General features: G+C 63.4%; 6 protein-coding genes. 2 read left to right on the top strand and 4 right to left on the bottom strand.

What is annotated here, in order from left to right:
- Positions 1-158 precede the first annotated feature (158 nt).
- Both VGV07_RS03215 and VGV07_RS03210 read right to left on the bottom strand, forming a co-directional pair.
- Complete coding sequence (locus tag VGV07_RS03215; RefSeq protein ID WP_326867247.1) at positions 159-1,289, bottom strand: M23 family metallopeptidase; 1,131 nt, start codon at positions 1,287-1,289, stop codon at positions 159-161.
- A 139-nt stretch (positions 1,290-1,428) separates the two neighbouring features.
- On the bottom strand, positions 1,429-1,965 hold the full coding sequence (locus VGV07_RS03210) for a peroxiredoxin (protein WP_326867246.1): 537 nt from the start codon (positions 1,963-1,965) through the stop codon (positions 1,429-1,431).
- Positions 1,966-2,231: 266 nt separating this feature from the next.
- On the opposite strand from VGV07_RS03210, the gene VGV07_RS03205 reads away from it, so the two are divergent.
- Both VGV07_RS03205 and VGV07_RS03200 read left to right on the top strand, forming a co-directional pair.
- Positions 2,232-5,585, top strand: coding sequence for a hypothetical protein (locus tag VGV07_RS03205; RefSeq protein ID WP_326867245.1), 3,354 nt, complete (start codon positions 2,232-2,234; stop codon positions 5,583-5,585).
- 103 nt (positions 5,586-5,688) lie between these two features.
- Positions 5,689-6,138 carry a universal stress protein gene (locus tag VGV07_RS03200; RefSeq protein WP_326867244.1) on the top strand — a complete coding sequence of 150 codons (450 nt, stop codon included), beginning with the start codon at positions 5,689-5,691 and terminating at the stop codon, positions 6,136-6,138.
- A 275-nt stretch (positions 6,139-6,413) separates the two neighbouring features.
- On the opposite strand, the gene tyrS is transcribed toward VGV07_RS03200, so the two are convergent.
- Both tyrS and VGV07_RS03190 read right to left on the bottom strand, forming a co-directional pair.
- Positions 6,414-7,670, bottom strand: coding sequence for a tyrosine--tRNA ligase (gene tyrS, locus VGV07_RS03195; protein ID WP_326867243.1), 1,257 nt, complete (start codon positions 7,668-7,670; stop codon positions 6,414-6,416).
- Between the two features lie 102 nt (positions 7,671-7,772).
- Positions 7,773-8,435 (bottom strand): alpha/beta hydrolase, encoded by a 663-nt coding sequence (locus tag VGV07_RS03190; protein ID WP_055049272.1) that lies wholly within the window; start codon positions 8,433-8,435, stop codon positions 7,773-7,775.
- Positions 8,436-8,631: the final 196 nt, after the last annotated feature.

Genomic DNA, 8,631 nt, shown 5'->3' with positions numbered 1-8,631 from the left:
GCCCGGTGCAGCCGCAGCATCGTTGGAATGTCTGAGGTCATCAGCATTGTGGCGGGAACCTAAACCCGTCCCCGGCGAAAAACCAGAGCAACTAGCTGGTCTTGGGCGAATGCATGGCTGATTTGCCGAACGCGTTGCGGCAATGCAATCGGAAGCGCTCACGCCCCAAGGAAGCGCGCCAGCCGCTTGCCGGCAGCGAGATACTTGCCCGGGTCGACCGCAACATCCTTGCGGCGCACTTCGAAATGCAGGTGCGGCCCAGTGGAGCGGCCGGTGGAACCGACCTTGGCGATCGGGGTACCGGTGTTCACCACCTGGCCTTGCTTGACGAGGAAGGCGCTGAGATGGCCGTAGCGGGTGACGAGGCCGGTCAAGTGGGTGATCTCGACCAGGTTGCCATAACCGGATTTCTCGCCGACGAAGGTCACCTTGCCATAGCCGGCGCTCAGCACCGTGGTGCCCTTGGGCGCCGGGAAGTCGAGGCCGGCATGGAAAGCGCGGCCGCCGGTGAACGGATCTTTGCGGTTGCCGAAAGTCGAGCTGATGCGGTTGAGCGAGTCCATCGGCTTGTGGATCGGGGCGAGGTCGATGGCGCCGCGCGCCGCCTTGAAGCGCGCCAGGGCGAGGTAGACGTCGTTGGCATCGTCGACGATGCCGCTGCTGTCGCCGCCGTCGACCGGCGGCTGATAGGGACCGCCAACGCCGTCGCCCAGGCCGTCGGGCATGTTCGGTTTGATGCCGAGCCCGCCCAGCACATCGAGAATGGTATCGGTCGATTCGGTGGCAGAGACCGACAGCGCGGCCAGCGCCATGCGGCTATCGTCCATCATCCTGGTCATCGACGCGCCAACCTCGGCAAGATCGCCGCCGGCCACGATCGGCGCGACAGCGGCGGCGGGAACAGCGTCGTCGATGTTCGGGTCGACCGCCGCGGTTTCGATGCCGAGTTCGGCGGCCTTGGCCGCAAGTTGCTTCACCAGCTGATGCTGTTCCAGCAGCACTTCCTGCTGCTGGGTCAACTCCTGCAGCTGCAGGTTGATGTCGCCGGCCTGGGCAAACTGCCGCGAATGCAAGCGGTCGACTTCGACCCGCAACTGGGCGATCCGGTCCTCATAGGCAGAGACGACCACGTCGTTCTGGCCGTTGAGCAGGGCCGCGATGTCGGGGGCCATGAGGAAGCCGACCAGGGTTACGACGTTGGTCCCGAACAGCGCAGCGAATGCGAGGTAAAGCAGGCCGGGCCTGATGCCCGGGTCCCGCTTCGCCCTCCGCGGGGGGGCTCCGAACACCTTGGAGACCGGCTGGGGAGCCGGTTGAACGCCACTCGATTTCGCACGCACCGCCAGAACTCCGGGACGCCACTTTCACTGGCCCCGATCATGATCCGTTAGGGTTAACAAACGCGAAAAGTCCGGCAAAGCGCGGGGCTCAGCCCTTGGCGCGCCTCGGTTTGGAGGGAGCGGAGGCCGCTTTGGCGGGAATGGCGCTGGCGTTGGCGACGAGTGTGCGAGTCGCGGCAAGCACCTTTTCGGCATGGCCCTTGATGCGGGTGGCATGGAAAACTTCGGCCACCTTGCCGTCGGGGCCGACGAGCACGGTGATGCGCTTCACCCCCATATACTCGACACCCCAGAGCTTCTTGAGCTGCCAGATGCCATAGGCCTCGATGGCCCGGCGTTCGGGATCGGCCGCGAGAATAACGCCGAGGTTGTACTTGTCGCGGAACGAGCAGTGCTGCTCGACGGTGTCGGGTGAGATGCCGACGACAACCGCGCCGAGCCGCTTGAATTCGGGCATCTGGTCGGTGAACTCGATGTTCTCGATCGTGCAGCCCTCGGTGTCGTCCTGCGGATAGAAGTAGAGGATCACCGGGTGACCAAGATGATCCGACAGGCGGAACTTCTCGTAGCTGTCGGTGATCAGTTCGAAGTCTGGGGCAGGGGTGCCGGGAAGGGGAAGGGTCATGTCATCCGGTTCGGTAGACGGGAAAACGCCGGAAAAGCCGCGCATCCGATGGGGTGTTAGTGCCATATTGCAGCCGGTATCATCTGGCAGTGAACCGCTGCTCGGTTTGATTCTAGAATAGGGCGGCAAAGCGAGCGGCCTCAAGTCGGAAAGCAGTGAAACCTACTCCAGCCCCTGGCTCCCAGCTCCGCAAGCGCTCGGCATGGCGCATCCTGGGTAGGATCGCAGCGGCGGCAGTCGCCGCGCCTGTCATCCTGCTCGTCGCCATGTACGCCGTGTTGCTCGTCACCCCGATCCCGTTGCCCTTCGTCAGCTCGCAGGTGCGCAATCTGGTGCTCGGCTCAATGCCATCCGGCAGCAAGCTCGAGTTGGGCGACATGGCGCTGGCGCTCGAGGGCTTCGTCTGGCCGGTGATCCAGTTCAAACCCGTCACCTTCACCGACGTGAAGACCGGCGGCACGGTGAGCATGGATGCACTCGAGGTCGGCTTCTCGCCGCTCAGAGCATTGGTGGGCCAGCCCGGCGCCACGGTGACGATCGTCGGCCCGCACCTGCAGGTGAACCAGGATCTGTTCGGACCGCGTCTCGCCAAGTTCGAGTATGTCGACGAGCCGGACGGTGGCCGCACAGTGCGCGTCATCGAGGGCGAAGATCAGTTCCCCGAGGTCAACCTCTCGCCGGACGGTGTGGACGTGAAGGGCCAGGTGCCGGAGGCCAGCCTCGGCATCCGCTCCGACAATGACTGGCTGGTCTACAACCTCGAAGCGGCCGCCAAAGGCATTGCCGGCATCGTGCAGCAGGCCAAGCTCGGCAATTTCTCCCGGCTGGTGGTCAAGCGCGGCGCGCTCGACATGAACGACGCGCTTTATGGTGTGCTCAGGCATTTCACCGAGATCAATATCGACATCGCTCCCAATGCCGACGGCAAGTCGGCCTCCGGTAATTTTTCCGCCGGCATTGGCGGCTCGGTGATGAACGGCATTCTCGAGTGGGTCGAGACCGACGATGGCGGCGCGCGCCTCAAGGCCTCGATCACCAACCTCGACCCAGGCGCCTTCGCCCCCTTCGTGGGGGAGCAGGAGACGGCGATCGCGGTGGTGGGTACGGCCTCGGTGTCGATCGATGTGGGCTTCACCAACACCCAGAAAATCACCGACGGGCTGTTCCATATCGATCTGACCGGCATGGATGTGCGGGCCAATGGGCAGTACTTCCCGATCGCCACTTCGATTGCCGAGGTGGTGTGGGATCCTGCCATCGGCCAGTTCACCATGGGCGAGATGCAGGTGAGCGTCGCCGGGAGCACGGGTTACGTCAGCGGCGTGTTCAAGCTCGGGCTCGATCCGCTCTATGGTCCGATCGTCGGTATGAAGGTCGCGGCGCGCGACGTCGCCATCGCCAACGAGCAGGGTATGCCGGAGGCACCATTCAGCGAGGTCAATTTCCAGGGCTGGTCGGCGCCGCTTTATGGCGCCACCGGCATCGACCAGTTCGAAGCAAGGAAGGCCGACGGCAGCCAGCTGGTGTCGACCGGGCGCATCGACATGGTGCGGCGCGGCACTGGCTTTGAAATGAACATCGCCGGCGACGGGCTCTCGGCCGACGACCTCAAGCGGCTATGGCCAGCTTTCCTTGCCAGCGAGTCGCGTGACTGGTTCGTCAAGAACGTGGTTGGCGGGCGGATCAAGAAATCGACCATGCGCTACGACTTCCCGATCGGCTCACTGGGCGAGCCGGGCGAGAACAAGCCGATGCCCAAGAACGCGATGACGATCGACATCGTCGGGGTCGGCGTCCAGATCAAGGCACTCGACACGATGGAGCCGATCACCATCGAAGGCGAGATGAAGCTCAGCCTCAAGGACACCGACATCCAGATTTCCGGCGATGGCGCGACCATCCCGACACCCAAAGGCAACATCTCGATCGCCAATGCCGGCTTCATTATCGGGTCCAACAGCGACACCGAGGCGGTGTACGAGATCTCCGGTGATCTCTCCGGCGGCATCCCGGCGCTGCTCGACTGGGTCAAGACGAACCAGCCCGATGCACTGAAGCAAGTGGCGTTGCCGAAGAACTTCGACGCCGTCAAAGGCCTGGTGTCGCTCGGGCTGGTGGCAACCATCGTCACCGACAAAAAGACCAACCAGCCGCGGACGATGGATTACGTCATCAATGGTACACTGCAGGACCTGGAAACCGCCGAGCCGATCGAGGGGCATTCGGTGGCCAAGGGGCAGTTGCAGTTCCGCGTGACACAGGCCGGCTTCAACGTCAGCGGAACGACCGAGTTCGACGGTGTGCCGGCGGCCATATCGGCAATGGGGACGCTGGATCCCAAGAAGCCGGACGTGGTGTTGACAGCCAAGGTCGACTCCGACGCGTTCAAGAAGTTCGGCGTCGACACCTCGGACTTCCTCGATGGACCGCTGACCATCTCGGCCAAGCCCCTGAGCGACGGCACAATCCAACTGGCGGCAGACCTCGAGGACGCGCGGCTCGCCATCAAGGACCTCGGCATCAGCAAGGCTGCCGGCGTCAAGGGAACAGCCGCGGCGCAGATCAAGCTGGACGGCGATGCCGTCACCATCAACGACCTCGATCTCGGCTTCGGCGACGTGAAACTCCAGGGGGCCCTCGATTTCGATTTGAAGGAAGGCCTGCAGTCGGCCGAGTTCACCTCGTTTGCGCTAAGCCCCGGCGACGAGGCGCAGATTTCCCTGACGCCGATCCGCAACGGCTACCAGGTGCGGCTGCGCGGTGACCAGCTCGACCTGAAACCGATGCTGCAGCGCTTCTTCAGCCTCTCGGGCGATTCGACCGGCGGTCCGCAGGCGACGGCGGTCAACGACCAGACCATTGCGGTTGACCTCGAGCTCAAACGAGCGCTCGGCTTCTACAAGACGACGGCGTTCAACGTGAACCTCGACCTGGTGCTGCGCGGAGCCGACCTGCAGCGCGTGAACCTGCAGGCCAACCTCGGCGGCAATCGCAGCGTCTCGGTCACGACCAATCCAACGCCGGATGGCAAGGTGATGTCGGTGGCGTTCAATGATCTCGGGACGCTTTTGCGGCTGATGAACGTCTACCCCAATGTCGAGGGCGGTGCCGGCAGCCTGGTGGTCGAGACGGTCAACGACCAGAAGATCGATGTCGGGCAGTTCTCGCTGCGCAATTTCGCTTTCGTCAACGAAGGCAATGTGGCGCAGATTCTTGGGAACGACACACAGTCCAGGCAGATGATTGCCCGCTCCAACAAGCTGGAGTTCAAGAGTGCCGAGGCGCAGTTCGTGCGGCGCAGCGACCGCGTGGAGATCACCGATGCGGTGCTGGCTGGAGCAACGGTTGGCGGCACGGCCCGCGGCTTCATCTATACCGACAAACGTCAGTACGACATTACCGGTACCTATGTGCCGCTGTTCGGGCTCAACAACGCGTTCTCGAAACTGCTCGGGCCGCTGGCCGGGCGCGATGGCGAGGGGCTGTTCGGGGTGACCTTTGCGGTGCGCGGCCCGCTGGACAAGCCGGATTTCAAGATCAACCCGATGTCGGCGCTGGTGCCCGGGGCGTTCCGCCGGATGTTCGAGTACCGAGCCAAGGAAATCCCGCGCGTCGAGTGACCAGGGGCAGGTCGAGTGACCCGCCCGGAGTAGGTTGATTTCTATCAATGTACGGGTTGGCGCAACGGCTTACGATCGCCACATGGTGGTCTGGAGGTACGAAATGTACGCACATATTCTCGTTGCAACGGATGGTTCGGAACTCGCCTCGCGTGCGCTGGATCATGCACTCGGTCTCGCCAAGGCGCTTGGCTCGGCGGTGACAATCGTCACAGTGACGGAACCCACTGCAGTGCTCGGCGGTGGTTACGCGACCGTCGCAGGCGCGGCATTCGATCCGATCCCGGAACTGATCGAAGCCCAGGAAACTGCGGCCAAGGACTTGCTCGGCAAGGCGGAAAAGGCAGCGGCTGCTGCCGGCGTGACTGCCAAGACGGTCTATGTCAATGACAGTTTTCCGGCCGACGGCATCATCTCGACCGCCAATTCGGTGGGGGCGGATCTGATCGTCATGGGCTCGCACGGCCGCAGCGGGCTTGGCCGGCTGTTGCTCGGCAGCCAGACCAACAACGTGCTGTCGCACACCACCATTCCGGTGCTGGTGACGCGCTGAGTAAGGGCAGGCTTGGGTCCAAAATTACCTCACCCACCGGCTGTCATCCCAGCGAAAGCTGGGGACCCAACTCTCCGCTGGTTCGGGCTGCGAAATGGGTCCCCAGCTTTCGCTGGGATGACACCGAGTGTTGGGCAATTCCCGTGGGTCCGCTCGAAGGCCGTCGCAGCCGCTTGGACGATGGCGCGCACGGTGCCGTCCCCACTCACGGTGTCACTCCGGCGAAGGGGTGACACCGTGGAGGTGGAAGGTCGGGGTGCCAGTTAAGGTGGCGCTCAAACCGGTTTCAGCAGCGCGTGCTTCTTCTTGCCGACCGAGAGCTTGATCACGCCTTCCGGCAACAGCGCCGCCGTGCCCAGGGTGGCACGATCGTCGGTGGCCGGTTCGTCGTTGACCCGCACTGCGCCCGATTGAATGTGCCGGCGTGCCTCGCCGTTGGACGCGGCAAGGCCGGCAGTGACCAGCGCGGCAAGCAACCCGATGCCGGCGGCCAAGTCCGACTTCGACACCTCCGCCGTCGGCAGCGACAGGTCGAGCGAGCCGGCTTCGAAGGTGGCCGCAGCAGTCGATGCCGACTGCTCCGCCGCTTCGCGGCCGTGTACGATGGCGGTGACTTCCGTCGCCAAGACCTTCTTGGCTTCGTTCAGTTCCGAACCGCCCAGCGCCGCGAGCTTTTCGATCTCGTCGAGCGGCAGGCGGGTGAAGATCTTGAGGAACTTGCCGACATCGGCATCCTCGGTGTTCCGGAAGTACTGCCAGAAATCGTAGGGGCTGAAGAGCTCGCCGTTGAGCCAGACGGCGCCGGAGGCCGACTTGCCCATCTTCTCGCCCGACGCCTTGGTCAAGAGCGGGGTGGTCAGCGCGTATAGCTGCGGTCCGCCCATGCGGTGGCTGAGATCGACGCCGTTGATGATGTTGCCCCACTGGTCGGAGCCGCCCATCTGCAGCACCGTGCCGTAGCGCCGGTTGAGCTCGGTGAAATCATAGCCCTGCATGATCATGTAGTTGAACTCGAGGAAGCTCAACGACTGTTCGCGGTCGAGCCTGAGCTTCACCGAGTCGAAGCTCAGCATGCGGTTGACCGAGAAGAAGCGGCCGACATCGCGCAGGAATTCGACATAGTTCAGCTTCAGCAGCCAGTCCGCATTGTCCACCATGATGGCGTCGGTCGGGCCGTCACCATAGCGGAGGATGCGCGAGTAGACCTTCTTGATGCTCTCGATGTTGGCCTTGATCTTTTCGACGCTGAGCAGGCTCCGCTGGTCGTCGCGGAATGAGGGATCGCCAACCATCGAGGTGCCGCCGCCCATCAGGCTGATCGGCCGATGGCCGGTTTCCTGCAGCCAGTAGAGCATCGTCACGGTGATCAGGTTGCCGATATGGATGCTGGTGGCCGTCGCATCGTAACCGACATAGCCGGTGATGCGCTCCTTGGCCGCGAGGGCATCGAGCCCCTCGGGATCGGAGATCTGGTGGATGAAGCCTCGCTGATCGAGGACGTTCAGGAAATCGGATTTGAACTTGGCGGCCATCGGCTTGCCCTATGTAATCGACCGGCTCGTCATGAGGGCAAGGTGCACCCCCATGAGGACCTCATCCCGAGCCGTCCGAAGGACGAGGTCCGGGGCGTCTGGCTAGCGCCCCTTGCCCGCCGCGATTTCCGCGCGGCGCCGGTCAAGATAGTCGGCGCAGCGTTCGGTGAGTTCGTCGATCTTGCCTTCGTAGAAGTGGTTGGCGCCCTCGACCTGCTGCTGCTCGATGGTGATGCCCTTCTGGGTCTTCAGCTTGTCGACCAGCTTCTGCACCGATTGCGGCGGCGCCACACGGTCCTTGTCGCCATGGATGATCAGGCCCGAGGACGGGCAGGGGGCGAGGAAGGAGAAATCGTAGAGGTTCTCCGGCGGGCTCACCGAGATGAAGCCCTCAACCTCGGGGCGACGCATCAGGAGCTGCATGCCGATCCAGGCGCCGAACGAGAAGCCGGCAATCCAGCAGCCGCGCGACTCGCGGTTGAGGCTCTGCAGCCAGTCGAGCGCCGCGGCGGCGTCCGAGAGTTCGCCGATGCCGTGATCGAACAGACCCTGCGAGCGACCCACGCCACGCGAATTGAAGCGCAGGACGGAGAAACCGCGCTGGGCGAACATGTAGAACAGGTTGTAGACGATCTGGTTGTTCATCGTGCCGCCGAACTGCGGATGCGGATGAAGCACGATCGCGATCGGGGCGTTCGGATCCTTGCCCTGCTGGTAGCGCCCCTCGAGGCGGCCTTCGGGTCCGTTGAAGATGACTTCTGGCATTAGGTCGTTTCCTTGACCGTTCTTTTTGGGGCCCCGCCGAGCCTCTATGCGCTGAGCTCATGCCTCGCGCGCGGGCCGGTCTCTCGGCTTGACGAATGCTGCGCCGCTGCCTAAAACATGGGCCGAAAACTCCAGTTTCGAATAATTCTAAACTGGGTTTTCGAAGGCGGCAGTTGGTGGTCCAACCGCTTCCGGT

This window comes from Devosia sp., from assembly GCF_035944845.1.
Taxonomy (GTDB): domain Bacteria; phylum Pseudomonadota; class Alphaproteobacteria; order Rhizobiales; family Devosiaceae; genus Devosia_A.
Note: the sequence above shows the minus strand (reverse complement) of the source record. Positions and strands in the feature narration are given on the sequence as shown.